The sequence below is a fragment of the Amycolatopsis sp. cg5 genome (assembly GCF_041346955.1).
Lineage (GTDB): Bacteria > Actinomycetota > Actinomycetes > Mycobacteriales > Pseudonocardiaceae > Amycolatopsis.
Genome location: NZ_CP166849.1, coordinates 7937667 through 7962334, shown reverse-complemented (window position 1 = coordinate 7962334; position 24668 = coordinate 7937667). Strand labels below are relative to the sequence as shown.

At 69.5% G+C, this 24668-nt stretch carries 18 protein-coding genes; 13 read left to right on the top strand and 5 right to left on the bottom strand.

Translation table 11 applies throughout. The features are described 5' to 3' along the window. Nucleotides 1-208 precede the first annotated feature (208 nt). Together AB5J62_RS35960 and AB5J62_RS35955 are read left to right on the top strand one after the other, a co-directional pair. Nucleotides 209-535: a WhiB family transcriptional regulator gene (locus AB5J62_RS35960; RefSeq protein WP_370944467.1), complete on the top strand. Its 327-nt coding sequence runs from the start codon at nt 209-211 to the stop codon at nt 533-535. Between the two features lie 113 nt (nt 536-648). After that, the gene (locus AB5J62_RS35955; RefSeq protein WP_370944466.1) at nt 649-3891 is read left to right on the top strand and encodes a glycosyltransferase; all 3243 of its coding nucleotides are present in this window, start codon (nt 649-651) and stop codon (nt 3889-3891) included. Nucleotides 3892-4259: 368 nt separating this feature from the next. Here AB5J62_RS35955 and AB5J62_RS35950 read toward each other — a convergent pair whose 3' ends face one another. Next, nucleotides 4260-4727 (bottom strand): metallopeptidase family protein, encoded by a 468-nt coding sequence (locus tag AB5J62_RS35950; RefSeq protein WP_370944465.1) that lies wholly within the window; start codon nt 4725-4727, stop codon nt 4260-4262. Nucleotides 4728-4806: 79 nt separating this feature from the next. Here AB5J62_RS35950 and AB5J62_RS35945 point away from each other — a divergent pair, with 79 nt between their 5' ends. The 7 genes from AB5J62_RS35945 to AB5J62_RS35915 all read left to right on the top strand — a co-directional run bounded on the left by AB5J62_RS35945 (nt 4807) and on the right by AB5J62_RS35915 (nt 11851). Beyond that, on the top strand, nt 4807-5160 hold the full coding sequence (locus AB5J62_RS35945; RefSeq protein ID WP_370944464.1) for a DUF3499 domain-containing protein: 354 nt from the start codon (nt 4807-4809) through the stop codon (nt 5158-5160). Between the two features lie 63 nt (nt 5161-5223). Continuing rightward, complete coding sequence (locus tag AB5J62_RS35940) at nt 5224-6579, top strand: phosphomannomutase/phosphoglucomutase (protein WP_370944463.1); 1356 nt, start codon at nt 5224-5226, stop codon at nt 6577-6579. A gap of 83 nt (nt 6580-6662) precedes the next feature. Beyond that, on the top strand, nt 6663-6884 hold the full coding sequence (locus AB5J62_RS35935) for a Trm112 family protein (RefSeq protein WP_370944462.1): 222 nt from the start codon (nt 6663-6665) through the stop codon (nt 6882-6884). Then, a complete protein-coding gene (locus AB5J62_RS35930; RefSeq protein WP_370944461.1) occupies nt 6877-7962 on the top strand; it encodes a hypothetical protein in 1086 nt (361 codons plus the stop codon). Before AB5J62_RS35935 ends, AB5J62_RS35930 begins: the two co-directional genes overlap by 8 nt. Before the next feature lie 60 nt (nt 7963-8022). Next, nucleotides 8023-9249 carry a mannose-6-phosphate isomerase, class I gene (gene manA, locus AB5J62_RS35925; protein ID WP_370950427.1) on the top strand — a complete coding sequence of 409 codons (1227 nt, stop codon included), beginning with the start codon at nt 8023-8025 and terminating at the stop codon, nt 9247-9249. 129 nt (nt 9250-9378) lie between these two features. Beyond that, nucleotides 9379-10293, top strand: a complete 915-nt coding sequence (locus tag AB5J62_RS35920) for a cation diffusion facilitator family transporter (protein ID WP_370944460.1) — start codon at nt 9379-9381, stop codon at nt 10291-10293. Nucleotides 10294-10354: 61 nt separating this feature from the next. Next, complete coding sequence (locus AB5J62_RS35915; protein ID WP_370950426.1) at nt 10355-11851, top strand: amino acid permease; 1497 nt, start codon at nt 10355-10357, stop codon at nt 11849-11851. A 77-nt stretch (nt 11852-11928) separates the two neighbouring features. On the opposite strand, the gene AB5J62_RS35910 is transcribed toward AB5J62_RS35915, so the two are convergent. Next, nucleotides 11929-14157 carry a hypothetical protein gene (locus AB5J62_RS35910; protein ID WP_370944459.1) on the bottom strand — a complete coding sequence of 743 codons (2229 nt, stop codon included), beginning with the start codon at nt 14155-14157 and terminating at the stop codon, nt 11929-11931. 84 nt (nt 14158-14241) lie between these two features. Between AB5J62_RS35910 and ahcY the strand changes: the two genes are divergently transcribed. Beyond that, complete coding sequence (gene ahcY / locus AB5J62_RS35905) at nt 14242-15714, top strand: adenosylhomocysteinase (protein ID WP_370944458.1); 1473 nt, start codon at nt 14242-14244, stop codon at nt 15712-15714. A 55-nt stretch (nt 15715-15769) separates the two neighbouring features. Here the strand turns inward: ahcY and AB5J62_RS35900 are convergent, their stop codons facing one another. Further along, the gene (locus AB5J62_RS35900; protein ID WP_370944457.1) at nt 15770-17344 is read right to left on the bottom strand and encodes an ABC transporter substrate-binding protein; all 1575 of its coding nucleotides are present in this window, start codon (nt 17342-17344) and stop codon (nt 15770-15772) included. Next, nucleotides 17341-19176 (bottom strand): hypothetical protein, encoded by a 1836-nt coding sequence (locus AB5J62_RS35895; RefSeq protein WP_370944455.1) that lies wholly within the window; start codon nt 19174-19176, stop codon nt 17341-17343. Before AB5J62_RS35895 ends, AB5J62_RS35900 begins: the two co-directional genes overlap by 4 nt. A gap of 299 nt (nt 19177-19475) precedes the next feature. Between AB5J62_RS35895 and AB5J62_RS35890 the strand changes: the two genes are divergently transcribed. The 3 genes from AB5J62_RS35890 (at nt 19476) to AB5J62_RS35880 (ending at nt 23486) form a co-directional block, all read left to right on the top strand. Continuing rightward, nucleotides 19476-19901: a YjdF family protein gene (locus tag AB5J62_RS35890; protein WP_370944454.1), complete on the top strand. Its 426-nt coding sequence runs from the start codon at nt 19476-19478 to the stop codon at nt 19899-19901. 384 nt (nt 19902-20285) lie between these two features. Then, a protein-coding gene (locus AB5J62_RS35885; protein ID WP_370944453.1) for an IS3 family transposase occupies nt 20286-21514 on the top strand; the annotation gives its coding sequence in 2 pieces (ribosomal slippage) (nt 20286-20565 and nt 20565-21514; 1230 coding nt in all). Nucleotides 21515-21884: 370 nt separating this feature from the next. Continuing rightward, entirely contained in the window at nt 21885-23486 is a 1602-nt protein-coding gene (locus AB5J62_RS35880; protein ID WP_370944452.1) for a transposase, read from the top strand. 179 nt (nt 23487-23665) lie between these two features. On the opposite strand, the gene AB5J62_RS35875 is transcribed toward AB5J62_RS35880, so the two are convergent. Then, the gene (locus tag AB5J62_RS35875) at nt 23666-24655 is read right to left on the bottom strand and encodes a hypothetical protein (protein WP_370944451.1); all 990 of its coding nucleotides are present in this window, start codon (nt 24653-24655) and stop codon (nt 23666-23668) included. Nucleotides 24656-24668 lie beyond the last annotated feature (13 nt).

The following is a 24668-nucleotide window of genomic DNA, read 5'->3' as shown; positions in this document are numbered from 1 at the left end:
CCTCCAGTCTTCCGTATGCCTCGTGTGAAGTTTCACGGCGTGTCCCCTTGCGCGCTTCGTCTCAGGTGTCCCCCAAACTCGCTACTCCGCTTGACCTGACCGCATTACACGGGTGTAATCACATTGATGTCATTCGCGGCTCCAGGGGGAGCCATGGATGGGATTTCAACCGCCAGCCTGGGGAGTGCGTGGAAGCGAGGAGGCGGACGTGAAGGTGGACGCCGAAGGAAGGGAATGGGGGCACGTCGTGGGTTGGGCAGAGGTCCCGGAGCAGTCTCTGGGTGATCTGACCGAGCTGTTCGACGATGCCACCGAGGAGCAGGAGTGGCAGGAGCGCGCCCTTTGCGCGCAAACGGATCCGGAGGCGTTCTTCCCCGAGAAGGGCGGCTCGACCCGTGAGGCCAAGCGGATCTGCTTGGGCTGCGAGGTCAAGGACGACTGTCTCGAATACGCCCTGGCGCACGATGAGCGCTTCGGCATCTGGGGCGGTCTGTCCGAGCGCGAGCGGCGGAAGCTGAAGAAACGCGCGGTGTGAAGCTCTCACAGCGTGGGAGTCGCGGCCGTCGGTGAGTGAGCGTGCGTTTAGGGTGGCGGTCGACCCGCCGCCCGCACCCCGTACCGGAGTGACTCTTGCGCCCCGCGCCGCCGATGCTTCGAACCGCACCCGTCTTGGCGATTCTGGTCTGCCACAACGGGGAAAGCTGGTTGCCGCTGGCGCTTTCCGCGCTGCGGCGCAGCTCCATCAGGCCGAGGCACGTACTCGCGATCGACACCGGCTCGACGGACCGCACGCCTGCGCTGCTCGCGGAGGCTGCGGATCCGGCCGGATTCGACGCACAGCCCGTACTCGACGGGGTAATCACTCTTTCGAATGAAACCGGCTTCGCCGCCGCCGTCAACGAAGCCGTGGCGAACGCGGTCGAGCGGTGGGGCGATCCCGGCGCGTGGATTTGGTTGCTGCACGACGATTGCGCGCCGGAGCCCGACTGTCTCGACACCTTGCTGCGCGCCGCGGACGCGTCTCCGTCGGCGAAGGTGCTTGGCCCGCTCGCGCTCGATTGGTCGGATCCTCGGCTGATCGTCGAGGCCGGACTGTCCACCGACGCGTCCGGACATCGCCAACAGGTCACCGCATCGGGTGAACAAAGCACCGAAGTGCTCGCGGTGCCCAGCGCGGGCGCGCTGATCGACCGCGGGCTGTGGGACGAGCTCGGCGGCTTCGATCCCGGATTCCCGTTGCTGCGCGAGGACGTCGACTTCGGCTGGCGCGCCAACGCGGCGGGCGGGCTCGTGCTTTCCGTGCCACCGGCCCGGTTGCGGCACGCGCGCGCGGTCACCACCGGGCAGCGGCGGGCCGACGCGCTCGGTTCCACTGTGGCCGCGGTGGCCGCCGCGAACCGCGCGCACGGCCTGCGCGCGTTCCTCGTGAACACCGCACCGCTGTCGTTCCTGTTCGGCTTGGCACGATTGCCGTTCTTGCTCAGTTCGCGCGCGCTCGTGTTCCTGATCCTGCGCCGGACCGGCGAAGCGCGAGCGGAATTCGCCGCGCTCGGCTATCTGCTCGGCGGGCGCGCGGGACTGCGTGCCGCGCGGGCACGGCGCGCGGGCGGCTCGGTGCGTGGTCTCGTCATGGGCCGCTTCACGAGACTGCGCAACGCCGCTCGCGCCGGAGTCGTCGATCTCGTGCGGCGGCGCGTCGCGAGCGAGGCCGCGCTCGGGCGCGTGCCGGACCAGGTTTCCGAAGAGACGGCGTGGATCACGCCGGAGGCGATGCGGGCGAAGGCGCACCGGCCGGTCGGGCCGGACGCGTTGCCCGCAGGCGCGTTGCGCGGCACCGGTTCGCGCGGCTCGGGGCTGCGGCGCCCGGCCGAGGTCGTCGCGGTCGCGTTGCCGGAGAAGGAAGAAAAACCGGCGGGGCCGAAACCGTCGCCGTTCCGCCGGGACGCCGAGCCGGAGCCCGAGATCGTTTTCGTGGAGGTGAACCGGCGCCGCGTGCTGGCGGCGACCGTGTTCGCGCCGCCGGTGGTGATGCTGGTGGTGCTGACCGCGCTCGGCCTGGTGATCAACAGCGCGCGGCTCGGCTTCGACCTTTCCGGCGGGCAACTGCTGCCGGTCGGCTCGCTCGGCGAGGTGTGGTCGACGTACCTGGCGTCGTGGCATCCCGTCGCGGGCGGCACGGCGAGCGCCGCGCCCGCGTCGCTTCCGGTGCTCGGGATCTTCGGCGTGCTGGGCGGGCCGTCCACGATCGTCGCGATCCTGCTGATCGGCGACGCGCCGCTCGCCGCGCTCACCGCCTACGCGGCGACGCGGCGGATTCGGGTGCGCCGCTGGGTCCGCGCCGCGATTTCCGTTGCCTACGCGGTACTTCCCGTCGCGACGGCCGCGGTCGCGCAGGGCAGGCTCGACATCGTCGTCGTGCACATCGTGGCGCCGCTGGTGGTCGCGGGCATCTCCGGGCTGCTCGTCCGCGCCGACGCGCGCTGGCTGCACGTCTCGGTGCTGAGCGCGCTCGGCGTCGCACTGCTCGGCGCCTTCTCCCCGCTCGCGCACGCGCTGGCCGTCGTCGGGCTGGTCGGCGCGTTCGTCGTGCTGCCGTCACCGACCGGCCTCGCGCGGCGGATCGCGGCCGTCGGCATCGTCGTCGTGCTGCCGCTGGCGTTGCTGCTGCCATGGCCGACCGTGTTGCTGAAGCATCCGGAACTGCTCGTGCACGGACTCGGCGGCCCGTCGCGGCTCACCGCCGCGACGGAACTCGCCGGGCTCGACCCCGGCGACGCCGGCGCGTGGCCGACCGGTTTCGCGGTCGTGGTGGCCGCCGTCGTCGCACTCGTGGCGCGGCCGTCCAAGCGGATGGCGGGCCCGTTCGCGTTGCTCGCGCTCGGTGGCGCGGGCCTGGCGCTCGTGCGGCTGGTCCCGGTGACCCCGCTGCGCGGCGGCGCGGCCGCCCCCGGTTTCGCGGGCGTGCCACTGCTCGTGATCGGCATCGCGCTGCTGTGGCTCGTGCTCATCGCCTGCCGCCGCGAGATCGTCCCGGAGCGCGACGTCACCCTGCTGCCGAAGCTCGCGACGGCGTGCGGCGTCGTCGTGTTGCTGATCCTGCTGACCGGAGCGGTCGTCGCGGGCCGCGAAGGCCCGCTGCGCGCAGGCCGCGGCATGGAACTCGCGCCCCCCGTCGCCGCCGAACTCGCCGCGACCGGCCGTTCCGTGCTCATCGTCTCCGCGACCGAGCCCGCCCGTCAGATCGGCGGCCGGGTCGCCCACTACGGCGACGACGACCTCGCCCCGGCCGCGGGCAGCCCCCAGCGGCTCGCCGCGTGGCGGCAGGCATTCGCCCAAGGCTCACCCGAAGACGTCAAGCAGGCACTGGCGGCGGCCGAGGCGTCGGGCGTCCTCTATGTCGTACTGCCTGCGGGCGCGAACCGTGACGCGTTCATCGCCATCGCGAAGGACCTCGTCGGCGGCGCGCCCCCGACCTCCGACGGCAGGCCGGTACTGCGCCTCCTGCCCCCGGGCGGCCAGGTCGCGCTGATCTCACCCGAGCTCGCCAAGAAGGCCGTGACCGGCCAGGGCGCCCCCGGCGCTTCCCCCGGCGTCGCGCCGGTCCAGGCGACTTTGCCGGACGTCCACGTCCGCGTCTCCGACGGCCCCGAGGGCCGGCTCCTGGTGCTCGCCGCCGAAGTCGAAGCCGGCTGGCACGCGACCGTCAACGGCAAGGCGGTGCCGATCGTGCCCGCCTGGGGTCACCAGGTGGCGGTGTCGGTGCCCGCGACGTCGTCGGAGGTCGTGGTCGACCACTCGGCGGGCATCCGCAACCTCCTGCTGCTCGCCCAGATCGCGGCGGTCCTGTTCGCGCTGCTCACGGCCATCCCCAGCCGCCGCAAGCCCTCGTGAGTGGTACGGCCGGTTCTATTGACCGGAAAGTCAAGCCGGGAGACGTGAACGCCCCTTCTGCAACCTTCAACGTTGTGAACGAGGCGTTCACAACGCCCGGCCCATGATCGGCACTCGATTTAGTGTCCACAAAGGACGCCAGAGATGAACTTTTGTCATTTATGTCGGATTTGGCCAGTTTGCTGAGCAGGTGAGACGTGACGAACGGGGCTTTTGTCACGCTGAGCGTTGCATAAGTGGCTTTTGTGTGGTCACGGCCTCGTTCGAAGAACGAAGCGAGGGGTCCCCCGAGTGCTCACTGCGCACCGAGGGGCACCCTCGCTTCAGCCACCGTGTGGGATACGCGGTGCCTGGGCTGGAACGAGGGGTTATTCGCCCTCGATGACGTCGGGCTCGAGGCCGAGGTAGCCGGCGACCTGCTCGACCAGCACGTCGTGGACGAGCTCGGCCAGTTCGCCCGGGTCCTTCGCGCGGGCTTCGAGCGGGCGCCGGTAGAGGACGATGCGGGCGCGGGTCGGGAGGCCGGAGCGGTCGACGCCCGCGGGGACCAGTCGGGACAGCGGGACGGCGCCGTCGTGGAGCACGCCCTCGGCGGCGACCGGGTCGCCGTCGCGGTGGACTTCGGGGACGTCGTCGACGGCGACGTCGAGTTTCGTGAGCTCGTGGCGCCAGCGGGCCTCGATGGGCTCGAGCGCGTCGAGCACCAGCGCGTCGAACTTCTCGGCGCGGCTCGAGGCGGCCGGGAGGGTCGCCGGGTAGAGCGCGCCGCGGAGTCCGCGCCCGTGCCTGTCCCGGCGCAAACGCTGCTGCAGTCGGTAGTCACGCGCGGTTGCCACGCAAGAAGGGTACGCGCTGGGGACGACACAGCGCGTGTCGCCGGTAAGACGTCGCTCGGACGCGCTATCGTTTACGACTGTGCGGAGCGTACGAAAGTGTTCGCGGACAGGCTGTCTAGAGCCGGCTGTGGCGACGCTGACCTACGCCTACAGTGACTCGACCGCCGTCGTCGGCCCGTTGGCCACGGCCTCGGAACCCCACTCCTATGACCTGTGCGAAGCCCACGCGCTGCGCCTCACGGTCCCCAAGGGGTGGGAGGTCGTCCGGCACGAGGGTGAGTTCGCCCACCCCGATCCGTCCAACGACGAGCTGACCGCGCTGGCCGAAGCCGTGCGCGAGGCAGGCAGGTCGGACAAGCCCGCGACCAACCCGGACGACGAGGGTCCGTCGGGTCGTCGTGGTCATCTACGGGTGCTGCCCGGTCGCGCCTGACGTTCATCACCGACCGGTAGGCTTCCGGCGGCGAATGGCAAGCGGACTTCGGGAGTGGACGGCGTGGCAGATCTTTCCGGCATCGTGAAGGCCTACGACATCCGGGGCGTGGTCGGCGAGCAGCTCGACGCCGCGCTGATCCGGGAGTTCGGCGCCGCCTTCGCCCTGCTCATCAAGCCCGAGTCGCCGACCGTCGTGATCGGTCACGACATGCGCGACTCGTCGCCGGGACTGGCCGAGGCGTTCGCCGACGGGGTGACCTCGCAGGGCCTCGACGTGGTGTCGATCGGCCTCGCCAGCACCGACCAGCTGTACTTCGCGTCCGGCTCGCTCAACCTGCCTGGCGCGATGTTCACCGCCAGCCACAACCCGGCGCAGTACAACGGCATCAAGCTGTGCCGTGCGGGCGCCGCGCCGGTCGGGCAGGACACCGGGCTCGCCGAGATCCGCGACACCGTCGAGCAGGGCGTGCCCGCGTTCGAGGGCCAGCCCGGCACCGTCACCCACCAGGACGTGCTCGCCGACTACGCGGCCTACCTGCGCAAACTGGTCGACCTGAGCGGCAGCCGCCCGCTGAAGATCGTCGTCGACGCGGGCAACGGCATGGGCGGCCACACCGTTCCCACCGTCTTCGAGGGCCTGCCGTTCGACGTCGTCCCGATGTACTTCGAGCTCGACGGCAACTTCCCGAACCACGAGGCCAACCCGCTCGACCCGAAGAACATCGTCGACCTGCAGGCCAAGGTCCGCGAGGTCGGCGCCGACGCGGGGCTCGCCTTCGACGGCGACGCCGACCGCTGCTTCGTCGTCGACGAGCGGGGCGAGCCGGTTTCGCCGAGCGCGATCACCGCGCTGGTGGCCGTGCGCGAGCTGGCCAAGGACCCGGGCGGCACGATCATCCACAACCTGATCACCTCGAAGGGCGTGCCCGAGATCGTCGCCGAGCACGGCGGCAAGCCGGTGCGCACCCGCGTCGGGCACTCGTTCATCAAGGCCGAGATGGCCAGGACCGGCGCCATCTTCGGCGGCGAGCACTCGGCGCACTACTACTTCCGCGACTTCTGGCGCGCCGACACCGGCATGCTGGCCGCGATGCACGTGCTCGCCGCGCTCGGCGAGTCCGGCGGGACGCTGTCCGCCCTCACCGCGGACTACTCGCGCTACGCCGCCTCCGGCGAGATCAACTCGACGGTGTCCGACCAGGTCGCGCGCCTGCTCGCGGTCAAGGACGCCTACGCGGGCCGCGACGGCGTCACCGTCGACGAGCTCGACGGTCTCACCGTGCAGCTGCCTGGCGGCGGCTGGTTCAACCTGCGCCCGTCGAACACCGAGCCGCTGCTTCGCCTGAACGTGGAGGCCGCGGACGTTAACGCCGTGCGCGCCCTGACCGACGAAGTACTGGCGATCGTTCGTGCGTAAAACAGGCTTCGTAGTCCTGTCACTTGAGTTTCATGAGTGCCACGGAACGCACACACATGCTCGCTACGTGGTATGGAGGAATCATGGCCGTCACGCTTGACGCACAGTTGCTCGAGATTCTCGCCTGCCCGTCGCCGGATCACGCCCCGCTGCGGGCCGGTTCGCCGGGCGATCCCGAGGCCGACGCGCTCACCTGCACCGAGTGCGGGCGGGTGTACCCGGTCCGCGACGGCATCCCGGTGCTGCTGCTCGACGAGGCCACCGCTCCCGAGGGTTCGGAAACTTCCAGTGCCGACGGTGCTTGACGACTCCCTGCTCGACGACCCCGCGCGGCTGGCGGCTGCCGACAGCGCGGGGCTGCTGCGTGCCGCCGCGATGGCGGGCGCCCAGGTGCGGGCGACCGCCGAGACCGCGGCCGAGATCGGGCTGAGCGACCGGCTCGACCTCGGGCGTCCGCGCGCGCTCGTGCTGATCGACCGGCCGGGCGTGAGCCGCTCGCTGACCCGCATGCTCGCCGCGCTGCTCACCCCGCAGTGCCCGGTGCCGGTCGTCATCGCCGAGGTCGTGCCGAGCTGGATCGGCGCGCTCGACGTGGTGTTCGCGCACACCGACGACCCCGGCGACCGTGAACTCGCCGCCTCGCTGGAGCGCGCCGCCCGGTTCGGCGCCACGGTGGTGCTCTCCGCGCCGCCCGAAGGGCCGGTCGCGGCCTCGGTCGCGGGTAAAGGATTGTTAATCGCGCCACGTGTACCGGTTCCGCCGGAGATGGCGTTCCCCCGTGGCCTCGCCGCGGGGTTACTCACCGCGAACGCGCTCGGCCTGCTCGTCTGCGATGTCGAGAAGCTCGCGGACCAGCTGGACGCCGAGGCCGAAAAGGACTATCTAGCTCGGGATTCGTTCGCGAACCCGGCGAAGGCGCTGGCCCTGCGGGTGGCCGATCGGCTGCCGCTGCTGTGGGGTCTGGACCCCGTCGCCGTCGCTGTCGGTGAGCACGCGGCGCACGCCTTCGCCGCACACGCCGCGACCGTCTGCGATGTCGAGGACTATCGTCAAGCGCTGGCCAGGCCGGCGCTGCGCCGGGCCGCGCTCATGGGCAACAGTGAGCGTGACCTGTTCGCGGACCCGGACGACGAGCCCTCAGGCCTGCGCCCGAGGGTCGTGCTGCTCGCGATCCGCACCGGAGCCGCGGCGGAGGCCGCTCGTTATCAGGCCGAGGAGATGCTCCCCGGGGTCGACCGGATCGCGCCCGCCGAGGAGATCGAAGCGGACGAACCGATTCGGGCTGGAGTGCTCGCGCTCCGGTTCGAGCTGGCCGCGGTCTACCTCGGGCTGGCGGCGGGCAGTATCGGCGGTGCCGGGCAGTTTTCGCCGGTTTCGGCCTGAGGCTGCTTTCGAGGACATGGGGCCTGGCAAGAAGGTGCCCGGCGAGGAGTTGAGGTGACAGTGGAGCTGCTGCGCAATGCCGTGCGGCCCTATGCGTGGGGATCGCGTACGACGATCCCCGAGCTGCTGGGACGTCCGGTACCGGCGCCGCACCCGGAGGCCGAGCTGTGGATGGGCGCGCACCCCGGCGACCCGTCCCGGATCGAGGGCCCCGACGGGATCGAGCGGAGCCTGCTCGACCTCGTCGAAGCGGACCCGGTCGGCCAGCTCGGCGAGCAGTGCGCCGAACGCTGGGGCGGCAGGCTGCCGTTCCTGCTGAAGATCCTCGCCGCCGAAGAGCCGCTGTCGATGCAGGCGCATCCGTCGGCCGAGCAGGCCGCCGAGGGGCACGCCCGCGAGGAGCAGGCCGGCATCCCGCGTGACGCGCCGAACCGCAACTACCCGGACCCGACGGCCAAGCCCGAGCTGGTCTGCGCGCTGACCGAGTTCCACGCGCTCGCGGGCTTCCGCGAGCCGAACCGCACGGTCGCGCTGCTCAAGGCGATCGAGACGCCCGGCCTCGCCAGGTTCACCGTGCTGCTGGAGAAGCAGCCGGACTCCGACGGCCTCCGCGCGCTGTTCACCACGTGGATCACGCTGCCGCAGGCGTCGCTCGACGAACTGCTCCCCGAGGTGCTGGAGGCGTGCGTCCAGCATGTGCGCGACCACGGCGAGTTCGCGGCCGAATGCCGCACGATCCTCGAACTCGGCGAGGCGCACCCGCGCGACGCCGGCGTGCTGTGCGCGTTGCTGCTGAACCGGCTGACGCTGCGCGCGGGCGAGGCGATCTACCTGCCCGCCGGCAACCTGCACCTGTACCTGCACGGCACGGCCGTCGAGATCCTCGCGAACTCCGACAACATCCTGCGCTGCGGTCTCACGCCCAAGCACGTGGACGTGCCCGAACTGCTGCGCGTCGTCGACTTCGGCTGCGGCGAGATGCCCGTCCAGGACGGGACCCCCGACGGCAGGCTCGCGGTCTACCACACGGACGCGCCCGAGTTCGAGCTCTCGCGCATCGAGTGGGCGGCCGACGAACGTGACGAGCTGCTGGTGCACTGCACCGGACCGCAGATCCTGCTGTGCACGGCCGGTTCGCTGCGGGTGACGGCGGACGACGGCGAGCAGGTCGAACTCGGCCGCGGCCAGTCGGTCTGGCTGCCCGCCTCCGACCCGGCCGTCCGGCTGACGCCGCTCGGCGACACCCCGATCCAGGTCTTCCGGGCCACGGCGGGCACCTGCGCGTAACTGGGTCGTGAGTGGTACGGCCGGTTCTAACCGGCGAAAACACTCACGAGTCCGTGGGCCGTTGCGGGCGGCCGGATTCGGCCCCTTTAGGCTGCAGCCGGACATTTCCACCGGCTTCAGGGGGTACAGGTGTCAGCAGGCGGCGGAACCAAGGCGATCATCGCCGCGCTCGCGGCGAACGCGGGCATCGCGGTCGCCAAGTTCGCGGGCTTCCTCGTCACCGGGTCGTCGTCGATGCTCGCCGAGTCGGTGCACTCGCTGGCGGACACGTCCAACCAGGGCCTGCTGCTGCTCGGGCAGAAGAAGTCCCAGCGCGAGGCGACCAAGATCCACCCGTTCGGCTACGGCCGCGAGCGGTACTTCTACTCCTTCGTCGTCGCGCTGATGCTCTTCACGCTCGGCTCGGTCTTCGCGCTTTACGAAGGCATCCACAAGATCCTGGAGCCCTCGGAGCTTGATTCGCCCATCGTCGCGGTGGTCATCCTGGTGATCGCCATCGGCTTGGAGGGCTACAGCTTCTACACCGCGATCACCGAGTCCAAGAAGATCAAGGGCAAGATCACCTGGTGGCAGTTCATCCGCCAGTCCAAGGAGCCCGAGCTCCCGGTCGTGCTGCTGGAGGACGCCGGCGCGCTGATCGGCCTCGTGCTCGCGCTGGGCGGTGTCGGGCTGTCGACGCTCACCGGTGACCCGGTGTGGGACGGCATCGGCACCGCGATGATCGGCCTGCTGCTGGGCGCCATCGCGATCATCCTGATCATCGAGATGAAGAGCCTGCTGATCGGCGAGGGCGTCACCGACAAGCTGCTGGCCACCATCACCGACGAGCTGGCCGCGGGCAAGGTCGAGCGGGTGATCCACATCCGCACCCAGTACCTGGGCCCGGACGAGCTGCTGATCGCCGCGAAACTGGCGCTCGTGCCGGGTCTCGACACCGGTCAGGTGGCCACCGCGATCGACGACGCCGAGGCGCGCGTGCGCGCGAAGATGCCCGTCTCCGCGCTCATCTACCTCGAACCTGACCTGGACCGGTCAGCGAAGTAGTGACCAAAGACCTCACGCGTTAGGGTGACGATTCACTATCCAGTCACCCAGGAGGTCAATGGTGCCCGGGACGGGTCTATGGCGGACGAAATCGATCGAGCAGTCGATCGCCGACACCGATGAGCCGGATACCAAGCTCAGGCGGAACCTGAGCGCGTGGGACCTCACGGTCTTCGGTGTGGCCGTCGTGATCGGCGCGGGCATCTTCACGCTGACCGCCCGCACGGCCGGTGACTTCGCCGGTCCGTCGACCTCGCTCGCGTTCGTCTTCGCCGCGATCGCCTGTGCGCTGGCCGCGCTCTGCTACGCCGAATTCGCCTCGACCGTCCCGGTCGCGGGCAGCGCGTACACGTTCTCCTACGCCACGTTCGGCGAGTTCGTCGCCTGGATCATCGGCTGGGACCTGGTGCTGGAACTCGCGGTCGGCGCGGCCGCGGTCGCCAAGGGCTGGTCGGCCTACCTGCAGACGGTGCTCGACTACATCTTCGGCAAGGGCACCAAGACCAGCTTCGAGATCGGCGGCGGGCTCGCCTTCGACTGGGGCGCGCTGGTCCTCGTCGTGGTGCTGGCGACGCTGCTGACCGTCGGCACCAAGCTGTCGTCCCGGTTCTCCATGGTGATCACCGGCATCAAGGTCGCGGTCGTGCTGTTCGTGATCGTGCTCGGCTTCTTCTACATCAAGGCCTCGAACTACACGCCGTTCGTGCCGCCCGCCGAGACCGGCGCCGCCGGCAAGGGCGGCGTCGAGCAGTCGGTGTTCTCACTCATCGCGGGCGGGGGCGGCAGCTCGTTCGGCACCTTCGGCCTGCTGGCGGCCGCGTCGCTGGTGTTCTTCGCGTTCATCGGGTTCGACATCGTCGCCACCACGGCCGAGGAGACCCGCAACCCGCAGAAGGCCGTGCCGCGCGGCATCTTCGGCTCGCTGGCCATCGTGACCGTGCTCTACGTGCTCGTCTCGCTGGTCGTGGTCGGCATGGTCTCGTACAAGGACCTCGCCACCTCCGCCGGTGACGGCGGCAAGAAGACGCTCGCGACCGCGTTCGCCGCCAACGGCGTCGACTGGGCGGCCGGCATCATCTCGGTCGGCGCGCTCGCCGGCCTGACGACCGTGGTCATGGTGCTGCTGCTCGGCCAGGTCCGGGTCATCTTCGCCATGTCGCGTGACGGCCTGCTGCCGCGCAAGCTCGCCAAGACCGGCGCGCACGGCACGCCGAAGACCGCGACGATCATCGTCAGCGGCATGGTGGCCGTCGCGGCGACCTTCTTCCCCGCGGACAAGCTCGAAGAGATGGTCAACGTCGGCACGCTGTTCGCCTTCGTGCTCGTCTCCGCCGGCGTGCTGGTGCTGCGCAAGACCCGCCCCGACCTGCCGCGCGCGTTCAAGGTGCCCGCGGTGCCGCTGATCCCGATCCTCGCGATCCTGTCCTGCCTGTGGCTGATGCTGAACCTGAGCGTGCTGACCTGGCTGCGGTTCTTCGTCTGGATGATCGTCGGCGTGGTGATCTACTTCGCCTACAGCCGCCGCCATTCCCTGCTCGGCAAGACCAAACCCGAGTAGCTGGTACCCAATCCGCGATAAAGCCCGCTTTACTCCCCGGAGTAAAGCGGGCTTTATCGCGGGGAGTTAAGCCCGCTTTATCGCAGGCCTGCGGCCATCGCGACGGCGTTGTCCCATTCGGCGTCGGCCAGGTAGTCGGCGTGCTTGAGTACGCCGGGGGACCAGCGGTGGCGGCCGGTGGGGTTGCGCATGGGGTCGGGCAGCCAGTGGTCGCCGCCGATGATGAGCACGCCCGATTCCGGCTCGGCGACCGAACTCAGCGGGCCCACGCCGCCGGTCTTCAGGTAGCCGTCGCCGAGCAGCGCGCCGTCGACGACCTGATGCCGCCACGTCGTGACGCCGCCGCCGAAGATGTCCGTGCCACGGCACAGCGCACGCCACCGGCCGTCGAGCTTCGTGTACAGCTTGCACAGCGAAGCGTGCGGCAGCACACCGGGGAAAGCGCGCTGGTAACCCCATTGCAGCGGCGAGCCGACCGTCAGCACGCCGACGCGTTCGAACTGCTCCGGCGGCAATTCGGCGGCGAGCCTGGCCGCGGTCATGATCGTCAGCAGGCTGCCGAGGTTGTACCCGGAGAGCACGACACGCGTGTTCGGCTCGGCGAGATGTTCCTTCGCGCGGCCCGCGAGTTCGGGGATGACTTTCAAGGCGTAGCAAGGGGGAACCGTCGGATGCGCGGCGCGCGGCCAGAAGCAGACGAGGTCGGCGAGCGCGCCGAGGTGACGGCTGCGCTGCGGGCTTTTCGCCGCCGTGTAAACGATGCGCAGCAGACCGGCGGCCAGCGCGCCGAGCGCGAAGACGCCGATGCCCGCCACCGGTTCGAACCACGAAGGCGCCGCGTGCAGTCCGAATCGGACGATCAGCAACGCGACCGCGCCCGCCGCCATGAGTAGTGAGACCGACAGCGCGAGGTGATGCAGATGCCGCCGCTCCCAAGCCGAGCGCGCCCACGCGGCGGCGGCCTCTTTTTCTTGCTTGGGACTGATTTCCATCAGTTTGACGATCTCCGGGATACCGCGCCGCCGCCTGCGGATCGGCACCGCGATGGCCAGCCCGATCGCCGCCAGCAGCACACCCGCCGTGAGCCCGGCGCCCCACAGGACCGTGATCAGCAGATACGTCTCAGGCAGCCGCAGCTCCGCGCCGAGTAGCTTGCGCACGGACAACGTCATCCCGGCGCCGAACCCGCCGCCGAGCAGCCCGGCGAGGATCAGCACCGGCGCGGCCGCCCAGCCGCCCGCCCACGGCCGCAGCCGCAGCGGCAGCTCGCGCCACGCGGGCTTCGCGTACCTCGCCGCCGGCCACAGCAGCACCGCGAACAGCACCGAGACCACCACGAGCGCCGCGCCGATGCCCTCGACCATGCCGTCGGTGCCGGCCAGCCCGGTGCCGCGCAGCGCCGGGCTCCGCAGCCCCGCCACGAGCACCAGCACGGTGCCGAACGCGTACAGCGTGCGCCGCGCCCAGCGGCCGGGCCGCCCGGCGCCCCTGCCCATCGCCGAGGCGATCAGGCTCGCGACGATCAGCGCGATCGACGGCAGCCACAGCACGATGCCCAGCACGTCGCCGGGCACATGGAACGGCCCGCCGAGCGGCAGCAGCGCGACACACGCCAGCGCCACGACCGTGTGCAGGCAGAGCAGGCCCGGCGTGTCCGGGTCGGCACGCAGCACCGTGCCGGGGAACGCGCCGTCGCCGCCCGCGTCCTCGGCGTGCACCGTCCAGTTCGTCGACGAGATCCGGTGCAGGACGTAGATCATCGCCAGCAGTGGCGCGATCCCGACGGCCGCCCTGAGCTGGGCCGACTGCTGCAGCCAGCTAGGTGCCCACTTCACGCAGCCGGTGCCGAGGCACTGCGTCGCGAGCAGGTCGAGGCTGATCACCGCGACCTGGCTGACCAGCAGCATGGTCAGCAGCACGGCCGCGACCCGCAGCAGTCCCCGGCACAGCGCGCCGAGCACCCGCGCGCCGCGCTTGTCCTGTGGCACCGGCGGCAGCATCCAGTACGCCACGTTCGCCAGCGAGAACGGGAAGAGCAGCGCCCACGTGGCCTTCGACGCGCCGCCGGAGGTCATCCGGCTCCAGAGGTAGCCCTCCAGCGTGCGCGGCACGGCCCTGCCGAGCGCGCGCAGCATCGGGCCGGGCGCCGGCCTGCGCAGGCGGTCGGAGGGGCGGATCACTCTGCCGAACCCGTCACCCGCCACATCGACCGTGGAAACCGCGTCGAGCAGCGCTTCGGGACTCGTGCCGATGAGGCCCGGCACCCGCAGCTCGACGACCCGGGTGTCGGGTCCTGGGAAAGACAAGGTGAGAGCCTCCTGACAGCCCAGTGATCGTTGAGCCGACAACGGTACTGTTCTGTTGTAATCCACCCTTGGAGGAAACGGACTATGACCCCCGAAAGCGTTGCCAAGCGGCACGACAACCGCAACGGCATCGAGTTCGCCGTCGCCGATCTCGACGCCGCCGAGTTCGGCCGCAAGGAGATCCGCCTCGCCGAGCACGAGATGCCCGGTCTGATGGCTCTGCGTCGCGAATACGCGGAGGTCTACCCGCTGCGTGGCGCGCGTGTCTCCGGCTCGCTGCACATGACCGTGCAGACCGCGGTGCTGATCGAGACGCTGGTTTCGCTGGGCGCCGAGGTGCGCTGGGCGTCGTGCAACATCTTCTCCACCCAGGACCACGCGGCCGCCGCGGTCGTCGTCGGCCCGCACGGCACCGTCGAGGAGCCGAAGGGCGTCCCGGTGTTCGCCTGGAAGGGCGAGTCGCTGGAGGAGTACTGGTGGTGCACCGAGCGGATGCTCACCTGGGACGGCGAGGGTCCGAACATGATCCTCGACGACGGTGGCGACGCGACCATGCTCGTGCACAAGGGCACCACCTTCGAGAAGGCGGGCGTCGTCCCGCCGACCGACGAGAACGACTCGGAAGAGTTCGCCGTCTTCCTCGAGCTGCTGCGCGCGTCGCTGGCCGCTTCGCCGGGCAAGTGGACCGCGATCGGCGAGAGCGTCCGCGGTGTCACCGAGGAGACCACCACCGGCGTACTGCGGCTGTACCAGCTGGCCGCGGCCGGTGAGCTGCTGTTCCCGGCGATCAACGTCAACGACGCGGTCACCAAGTCGAAGTTCGACAACCGCTACGGCATCCGCCACTCGCTGATCGACGGCATCAACCGCGGCACCGACGTGCTCATCGGCGGCAAGGTCGCGGTCGTCTGCGGCTACGGCGACGTCGGCAAGGGCGCGGCGGAGTCACTGCGTGGCCAGGGCGCCCGCGTGATCGTCACCGAGATCGACCCGATCTGCGCGCTGCAGGCGGCGATGGACGGCTACGCGGTCCGCAAGCTCGAGTCCGTGCTGCCCGAGGCCGACATCATCATCACCACGACCGGCAACAAGGACGTGGTGCTCGCCGAGCACATGGCCCAGATGAAGCACCAGGCCATCCTGGGCAACATCGGCCACTTCGACAACGAGCTCGACATGGCCGGTCTGCAGCGCTACCCGGGCATCCACCGGGTCAACATCAAGCCGCAGGTCGACGAGTGGGTCTTCCCGAACGGCAAGACGATCATCGTCCTGTCCGAGGGCCGCCTGCTCAACCTCGGCAACGCGACCGGGCACCCGTCCTTCGTGATGTCGAACAGCTTCTCGAACCAGGTCATCGCCCAGGTCGAGCTGTTCACCAAGCACGAGGAGTACGACAACGAGGTCTTCCGCCTGCCGAAGAAGCTCGACGAGAAGGTCGCGAAGATCCACCTCGACGCGCTCGGCGGCGAGCTGACCAAGCTCACCAAGGAGCAGGCCGAGTACATCGACGTGGACGTCGAAGGCCCGTTCAAGCCCGAGCACTACCGCTACTGAGGACTCGTGAGCGTTGCGGGCGGTTAGAACCGCCCGCAACGCTCACGACCTACTCCTACCTGGGGCAATCCGCCGGGAGCAGCGCGCTGATCGTGCGGGCCGGAGTGGCGCCGCTCGCCTCGGGCAGCGGGCAGACCCGGACGACCGGCGGTCCGGCGTCGGTGCGGTTGCCCGCGTTGTCGAAGGTGATCGGGCCGCCCGCGCCGGGCACCGACTGGCCGGACGACGAGAAGCCGCCGATGGCCGTGTTGACCTCCGACGGCCGGACCGGGGCGGTGGCCGGCAGGGTTCGCAGCGCCTCGGCGATGGTGGTGAGCGCGTCGTAGGCGTTGACCGGCCAGCCGTTGTCGATATGCGACGGGTCGAATCCCGCCGAGGTGAACGCCTGCTCGAACGCCGCGAAGTTCGGCGTGTCCGCGCGTGCCCGGTCGGCTCCGCCGACGAGTGTGGTGAGCAGCCGCAGCCTGCCCGAGGCGAAGGTGCCCGAGCGCAGTGCCTTGACCCGGAAGTCCTCCAGCACCGGATCCGTTTCGGCGACCCGTATCCGCTGGCCGTCCGAGGTGCTCAGCACCGTGATCGAGGTGGCGGCGCACTGCCCGTTCCGCTGCGCCTCGTCGAGGTTGTACAGCAGTCTTCCCAGGTCACGGCCGCGCGCCACGTACACGACGCGCACGTCCTTCGCGGCGGCGCAGACCCGTTTCGCGGTCTGCGGCACGGTGCTCGGCTCGTCGGTGTCGAACTTGACCTCGGTGACCTTGCCGCCGAACGCGCGCTGCACGAGCGGCAGCGTGGTGCAGGTGTACGGGTCGGAGCCGCCGGTGGGCACCATGATGAAGTCCGGCTGCCCGTCGGTGACCTCTTTGAGCCGCTTGACCTGCGCCGCGGACCGGTACGCCACGCGGTAGAAGTAGTCCTTGCCGACACCACGCTGGTAGCTGCCGGGATCGCAGCCGGTGAAGTCGGGCTCGTCCTCGCGGGAGCCGTGCTGGTCGAAGCCCTCGGCGGTGATCAGGTCGGACACCATCGGGATCTTCGCGGCGGCCAGCAGGTCCGCGACCTCGGCGGCGCGCTGGTTGCTGAGCCCGATCCCGGCGACGGCCACCACCTTGTCGTACCTGGCCAGCCTGGCCGCCACCTCGGCCGACGCGTTGCCGTCGCCGTACGCGCCGACCTGGCCGACGACCAGCCGCATCGGGTGCAGGCAGCCGGTGCCGTTGGCCTGGCGCTGCCCGGCCGCCATGCCTTCGAGCTCATGCACGGCGCGGACCCCGGAGAACCGGTCGGTCATCGTCAGCAGCACACCGACGACCACCTCGGAGCCCTGTGGCGCGCATTTGCCGGCGGCGGCGTCGTTCTGGCTCTTGATCACGGACATGACGGCGGCGAATTCGGCGCGATCGAACGCGTACGCGTCGTCGCTCAGCCCGACGCACTCACCCTCGACGCGCCAGATGTCGGCGGACGGGAACACCCCGCCGAAACAGCCCAGCCGATTCACCACGAACGGAACGCCGGGAATGCCGGCGGCCAGCAGGACGACCACGATCGCGAGCCGGAGCCAATCCGTCCACCGGTGCGGCAGCGGGCGGTCGGGACTGGGGAGAATCAGAAACCTGTGGCGGCGGCTCAAGACCATGTCCTTCCCATGCTGTATCTCCGTGAGCGGAGGATGAACGGTGTGGCGTCGCGGGCATCGGCCGCGAGTTCCCGATAGCTGTGGGAGATGTGCATGCAGAGCACGTCCGCCGCCTTGTCGGCGAAGCAGGGATCGTGCTCGGCCGCGGGCACGGCGCCGAGCAGCACCCCGATCTGCCCGGTACGGTCGTGCGCCAGCCGCACACCCCTGAGCACGTCGATGTCGCGTTCGCGGGGATCGGGACTGGCGACGATCGCGTCGAGCAGATCGAGCCATTCCTCCGCGGGCAGCTTCGGAAGCAGCTCGCCCAGTTCGCGGGCAACGTCGGCGTGATTGCCGAGCATGCGCTCGTGATGGAGCCGGCCTGCCCGGTCGTCCGAGCCCGTTTTCTCGAGCAGTCGGCGAAAGACGGCTTCGTAGCAGGTGCCGGGATCTTTGCGCCGGTTCAGCGCGCGCAGGCCCAGATAGCGCGCCAGCGGGTGCAGGTGCTGCTGCGCGCTGGTCTCGCCCGGCGACCACAAGGTCCGCGAAACGAACAGGGGCGCCTCGAGATCGAGTGGCCGCGGCAGCAGTTCGGCCAGTGACTCGGCTTCCAGCAGGTTCCGCGCGGCCGAGACCGTGATCAGACCACGCAGGAGGTCCTCGGTGTCGTATTTGTGCGCGGGCAGGCCCGCCGCGAACGAGCGCAGCAGATACCGCTCGACGGTGGCTCCCCGCTCCGGCGACGGGCGGTCGAGCAGCTTGTCGAGCCGCTCGACGAGCCCGGGTTCGTCGTACAGCTTCTCCAGCACGAGCGTGGTGGAAGCGCAGTGGCCGCCGGTCAGCCGGTGCACAGCCGAGCCGATCGCGTTCGCGCCGTGGCCTGCCCACAGCCGGTTCTTGGCCAGCTGCTGAACCTCGTTCTCCGGCAGATCGCCGAGCGTCGCGAGCAGCCACGAGCCGGTCAGGTCGCTGCCGGGCCAGCGGGTGGGCGAGGGCACCTGGCCGTCGAGCGCGGCCGCCAGCGAGCCGTCGCTGGTCGTGACCACGGTCAGCGGATCGTCCTGCTTCATACCGGGCATGGCCTGCAACGCCCGGCGCACGCGCAGGAGCGCTCGGATGAAGGACAACGCCGCGTCGGTGTCGCCGCCATCGAGCAGGACGAGGGCGTTCGAGCGTGCCAAGCCTTCGCGCAGGTCCGCGAGCAACGCGGTGACCAGCAGCTCGTCCACTTCGACGTCGAACCGGGGGTTCGCGGCCTGGTCGCTCAGCTGGATCAGCGCGTGCTCGTGGTCGAGCGAGAATCCCTGATCCTGATGGGAGAACCAGCGCTCGGCCCGCCGCCAAGCCGGGGAGGGCCAGCCGCGGGTGAGCCTGCGGGTGACCACGTCGACCAGCGCTGCCGTGCCGGGCAAGGACATGTTCGCCGCCAGTGCGCTCGCGACCGGGGCCAGGTCGGTCAGCAAGGTGGCCAGTGCGGTGGAGCCGCGGTGCGCCTGGAGTTTCTCGCGCAATTCGCCCACCGCCTCGTTCGGGGAGAGGCCGGTGAAGTTCTGCTTGATCGCGACCTGCGCCACCATCACCCGGCGGAACGGGATCGCGTAGCGCAGGCTCAGCCCCAGCATGATGGCGGTCAGCACCGGCCTGGGCGCGCCGCCCGTGCGCAGCGGGTCCACCACCACGGCCGGGATCCTTTCCCGCGCGCGTTCATGCGCCGTGGCGAGCAGCGCCGAGCGCCCGGAGCCGCCGGGACCTTCGACGACGAGCACGGGTCTGGCCAGGCCGGGCGGCGGTGCCGCTGTCAGTTCGTCAATGAGGTTGAGCAGGCTCGATCGTCCTACGAACACCGTTGTTCCCCCTCGGACCGATTCGGAAGGAAGGACTTTATATGTTCTTTGTCGCACCGAGAAACCGGCTGGCTGATATCTCTGAGGCGGTCTTTTCTATCGCCTAACGTGAATCACCCATTTGCCTAGATCAAATTTGCTTTGTGTAGTCGTTAGGGATTCCGGTACACTCTTCGGTGTTCTTGGCTGGACGAACCTCACGGCCCGGTAGGTAGTCCGGGCGGCGCTTCGGCGCTCGTTGTCCCTCGTTCCGGGAAACCAGTGCGGCCAGGCTGATTCGTCATGCCTGGAGGTTTCCGATGAACGGTGAGTTCACCGTGTTCCACGACGGCCGGTTCTGGATCGGCGTCTACGAGTTCCGCGAGGACGGCCACGTTCGCGCGGCCCGCCATATCTTCGGCGCCGAGCCGACCAATGCCGAGCTGCTCCAATTCGCGGCAGGCCCGGGTTTCACGGCATTGTCCCGCGAAGCCGAGCGCGCTCCTGCCGTGCCGATGGAGATACGGGCACGGTCGCGTGTTTCCGCGAAAAGGCTCGCGAAACAAGCGAAGAAAGCGCAGGAATCAGCAGGAGTGGGCACGGCCGCGCAGCGCGCCTTGCGTGAGTCCGTCGCCGAGCGCGCCGTCGAGAACAAGGCCGCCCGCAAACGCCGCGAGGCCGAGGAAGCCGCCCGGCGCCGCGCGCTCGCCCGAGCCCAGGCCCGCGCCAAACACCGCGGGCGTTAGAGGTCGTGAGCGGTACGGCCGGTTCTATTGAGGGGAAGGGCAAAGGTGGCGCGGCGGTAGCCCACTTCCGCCGCGCAAGTGGGTCGTCGGAGGACTCTGCAGCCTGAATTTTTGTCCGCTTTGGGCTTCTTGATCGTATTCTTGGGCTGGTTGGGTCGCTTCGGATGGCGTTGCGGTGTTTGAGCCGTCAGATGGCCCCAACGCCACATCGTCGAAGCGTCGACCACGCCATGTTTGACTTTCCGCCCAATAACCGGCGAAAACACTCACGACCCCTTCGGGCTGTCTCGTCCGGGGCAGGGTCGTGGTCGGGCGTGGGTGAGGGCCTACTTTGAACCGCCCCGGGTTTGATGGAGGCTCCATCGTGTGAGTGAGGATGGAGTTATGGCCCGGTCTTCGAGGCATCCGCGTGAGGTGCGTGAGCGTGCGGTTGCGTTGGTGTTTGAGCAGGTAGAGCAGTATTCGTCGCAGTGGGAGGCGATCACGTCGATCGCGGCGAAGGTGGGGGTGTCGGCGGAGAGCTTGCGTCGGTGGGTGCGGCAGGCGGAGACCGATCAGGGGGCGCGGCCGGGTGTGACGACCGCGGAGGAGCAGCGGATCCGCGAGCTGGAGCGGGAGAACCGTGAGTTGCGGCGGGCGAATGAGATTCTGAAGGCGGCGTCGGCTTTCTTCGCGAGGGAGCTCGACCCTCGACCGCCACGCTCGTAGCGTTCATCACGGAATATGGGGACCGGTTCGGAGTCGAGCCGATCTGTGCCGTGCTGACCGAGTTCGGGATCAAGATCGCTCCGTCCACCTATTACGCCGCCCGCGTGCGCCCGGAATCGGCGCGCGCGGTGCGCGATGAGGAATTGAAGAAGGAAATCCAGCGGGTGTATGACGAGAATTACCGGGTGTATGGTGCCCGGAAAATATGGTGGCAGCTGCGCCGTGACGGGATCACCGTCGGGCGGGGCCGGATCGAGCGGCTCATGCGCGCGATGGGCCTGGCCGGCGCGGTGCGTGGGAAGGCAATTCGCACGACGGTGTCCGATCCTGACGGTGTCCGCGCGGCGGACCTGGTGAAACGCCAGTTCACCGCCGGCGCGCCGAATCGCTTGTGGGTGGCGGACTTCACCTACGTCGCCACCTGGGCCGGCACCGTCTACGTCGCCTTCGCGATCGACGTGTTCTCCCGCAAGATCGTCGGCTGGCGCGCGAGCATGTCCAAGGAAACCGATCTGGTGCTCGACGCCATCGAGCAAGGACTGCGTGAGCGGGATTATCGGTGGAGCGAGGGTCAGGAGAGGTTGATTCACCATTCCGACGCCGGGAGTCAGTACACGTCTTTTCGGTTCACGCAGCATCTTATCGATTCGGGTATCGACGCGTCAATCGGCACCGTCGGTGACGCACTCGACAACGCGCTCGCGGAATCAACCATCGGTTTATATAAGACCGAGTTGATTAAACCGAACAGGCCATGGCACAATAAGCAAGAAGTCGACGTCGCCACCGCCGGCTGGGTCGAGTGGTACAACAACCAGCGACTCCACGGAGCCTGTGGCGGCAGACCACCCGTCGAGTTCGAGACCCTGTACGAGTCAGGTGACCTGATCAGCCTGGTCGCCTGACCCCAACAACGAGTCTCTACCGAACCCGGGGCGGTTCACTTCGCTCGGATCCGTGGGGTGGGGGCCTGGTTGGTCCGTATATGCGGGTGAGGGAGGCCCTGATCCGCTTGGTTCGGGTGGGGGAGGCCCTCACCCGGCGGATCCGAGCGCGGATAAAGGCTCCCCCTTATAGCTGGGCCTAGTGCCTGGGTGAGTGCGGTTTGCGTCGTTCAACGCCGCGAACCGCACTCACCCCCTCGAACGACCCTGTAACTGGTCAAGCGGGTTGACTGTGCGGGTTGTGAGTCGTTCAGAGCCTGTTGCTTTTTGAACTGGCTCGACATGGCTTGATGATCTTGTTGCACGTGTGGCAAATTGGGATAATTGTTGTGTGGCAAGGGATTATCGGCCGGTTGATCGTGAGCAGGAGTTTCTGTTGCCGCCGTCGATGGCGGACTGGTTGCCGGATGATCATCTGGTGTGGTTCGTGATCGCGGTGGTGGGGCGGCTGGACACGTCGGCGTTTCACGCGACGGCGAAGCGTGGTGGGGTCGGGCGGCGTGGGTATGACCCGGAGATGCTGCTGACGTTGTTCGTGTATGCGATGGCGCATGGGGTGTCCTCGTCGCGGCGGATCGAGCGGTTGTGCCTGACCGATGTGGCGTTCCGGATCATCTGCGCGCAGGACATCCCGGATCACACGGTGCTGGCCCGGTTCCGCCAGCGTCACGAGGCGGCGCTGACGGATCTGCTGACCGAGTCGCTGGTGCTGGCCGCCGAACTGGGGATGGTGTCGCTGGGGGTGGTCGCGTTCGACGGCACCAAGATCGCCGCCAACGCGAGTAAGGACGCCAACCGCACCGAGGCTCACCTGCGGAAACTGGCCGAGAAGTTCGTTGAGGAGACCGCGCAGACCGACGCGGCCGACGACGCCCGCTTCGGCGCCGACCGGCGCGGCGACGAACCACCACCGGACCTGCGTGACCGCACCCGTCGCGGTGAACGGATCACGGCCGCGCTGGAGCAGATCCAGTCCCGTCGCGACGCGGCCGAGCAGGCCGGCGAGGGGCGGGCTGAGATCGCGCGGGCCTATGACGCCGCGGTCGCCGCCCTCACCCGTGGCGGGGCCCCGCCGCGAGGCGCGGACCGGGTCGCGGTGGCCCGAGCACGCCTGGACCGGGAGCGAGCCACAGCGGTGTCCCGCTGGGAGGCCTGGCACGCCCAGATGCGATCCGGCGGCGGGCGCCGCCCGTCGGGGAAAGCAGCGGTGCCGCCGGAGGATCACAGCAGGGTCCGGCGGGCCCGCGCCGCCTATGAGGCCGCGCTCTCCCGCGCTGAACAGGCCGCCGCCACCGCGAAATCCCAGACGCAGACCGACAAGTTCGTGGCGAACACGACCGACCCGCAATCACGGCTGCTCAAGACCCGCAACGGCTGGGTCCAGGGCTACAACTGCCAGACCGCGGTCAGCGACGACGAATTCCTCGTGTCCGCCCGCGCCACCCAGGACACCAACGACCTCGACCAGTTCGTGCCCACCGCCGATGATGTCCTCGCCACCGCCGGGAAGCTGGCCCGGCGCACCGGCCGCGGTGACCTCACCGTCGGCGTGATGATCGGCGACGCCGGCTACGACTCGACCGCCAACCTTGAGACCGCGGGCCCGGACCGTCTCATCGCCGATGCCAAAGGCCGCACCGTGAACACTCGAGCCGCCACCGACCCGGCCACCGGCGACCCACCCAAGAACGCCACCGCGCGGGAGAAGATGAACCACCGGCTACGCACCGCAGAAGGCGTGACCCTCTACCGACGACGCGGCGCGATGATCGAAGCACCCAACGCCTGGCTCAAAGACCGCCGCGGGCTCACCCGCTTCGCCCGCCGAGGACTCACCGCCGCCCAAGCCGAACTCTCCCTCGCCGCCGCAGTCACCAACCTGCTCAAACTCTGGACCAAGGGCATCACCACCGCCCAGATCCGCACCACCTGAACCCCACCCCGGCCCGGCCCGGTGGCCAAGCCAGAGACCGGACGATGCCGAAGACACCACAACAGCAAAAAGCAACAGGCTCTTCAACGACGCATTTCCCACACAGCCACCCCGGCCACAGCCGAGCACACCAGACACGCCACCTTTGACCTTCCGCCCAATAGAACCGGCCGTGCCACTCACGACCACTCGACCGCGACCCCGGCCAGCCCGGGTCCGGCGTCGCGGAAGTACGCGCTGGTCACCCCGCCCATGACGCAGGGCAGTTCCTCCGACTCCACGGGGAGCGCGTCGTCACGGGTGCGGACCTGCCGGACACAGCGGGCGGGCAGCGCGCGCCGGTTGAAGCGGAGCTGCACCAGGTAACTCGCGCACTGGTCGCGCAGCATGCGGTAGTAGCCGGGCGACGCGGAGCCGGAGTCGTCGCGGACCTCGAAGCAGAAGACGTGGATCTCGCCCTCGGCGAGCTTGCGGTCGAAGAGGAGTTCGGTGGCCAGTGTGTCGCTGCCGGGGTGCCGTCGCATGCGGCCGATGCGGCAGCCCTCGGCGGTGACCAGCTCGACGCCTTCGATGTCGCAGCCCTCGTCGCCGTTGTAGACGGTGATGTACCGGTCGGGGCCCTGGCGGCGGGCGCGGGCGACGAGGCGGGTGTGGAGGCTGCGCTGGCGGTGCTCGGCGTCGAAAGTGATGGTGTCGTGGACCCAGAGCAGTTCGAGGTCGGCGTTGTACCGCGACGACGGGTACGCGCCGAGCTCGGTGAGCAGCTGGTCGACGATCGAGCCCATGTCCCCGGACCGCAGGTCGGAGAACGAGACGGCGAGCTGGTGTGCCTTGGCGCGGGAGGTGCGGGGGCCGATCAGCACGACGAGCGCGTCCGGTGGCAGCTGGAGCACCGACTCCAGAGCGCGCACGGCGGGCAGCGCCTTGGGTACTTCCGGCTGACGGAGACCGCGCTGCCAGTAACTCAGCGTCGACTGTCCAACGTGGACACCGCGGCGGCCGAGATGGGCGCGCAACCGGGCCAAGGACAAGCCGCGGTGAGCGATCGCCAACCGGAGCGCATGGTGGAACTCGCCGGAACGCAGCGCGTCCGCCAGCTCGCGCGGCAAGGGCTCTGCGGGGCGTCGGCCGTTCTCGACGACAGCGTGGGCGTCACCCTCTCGTGTCACCAACTGCCCCTTC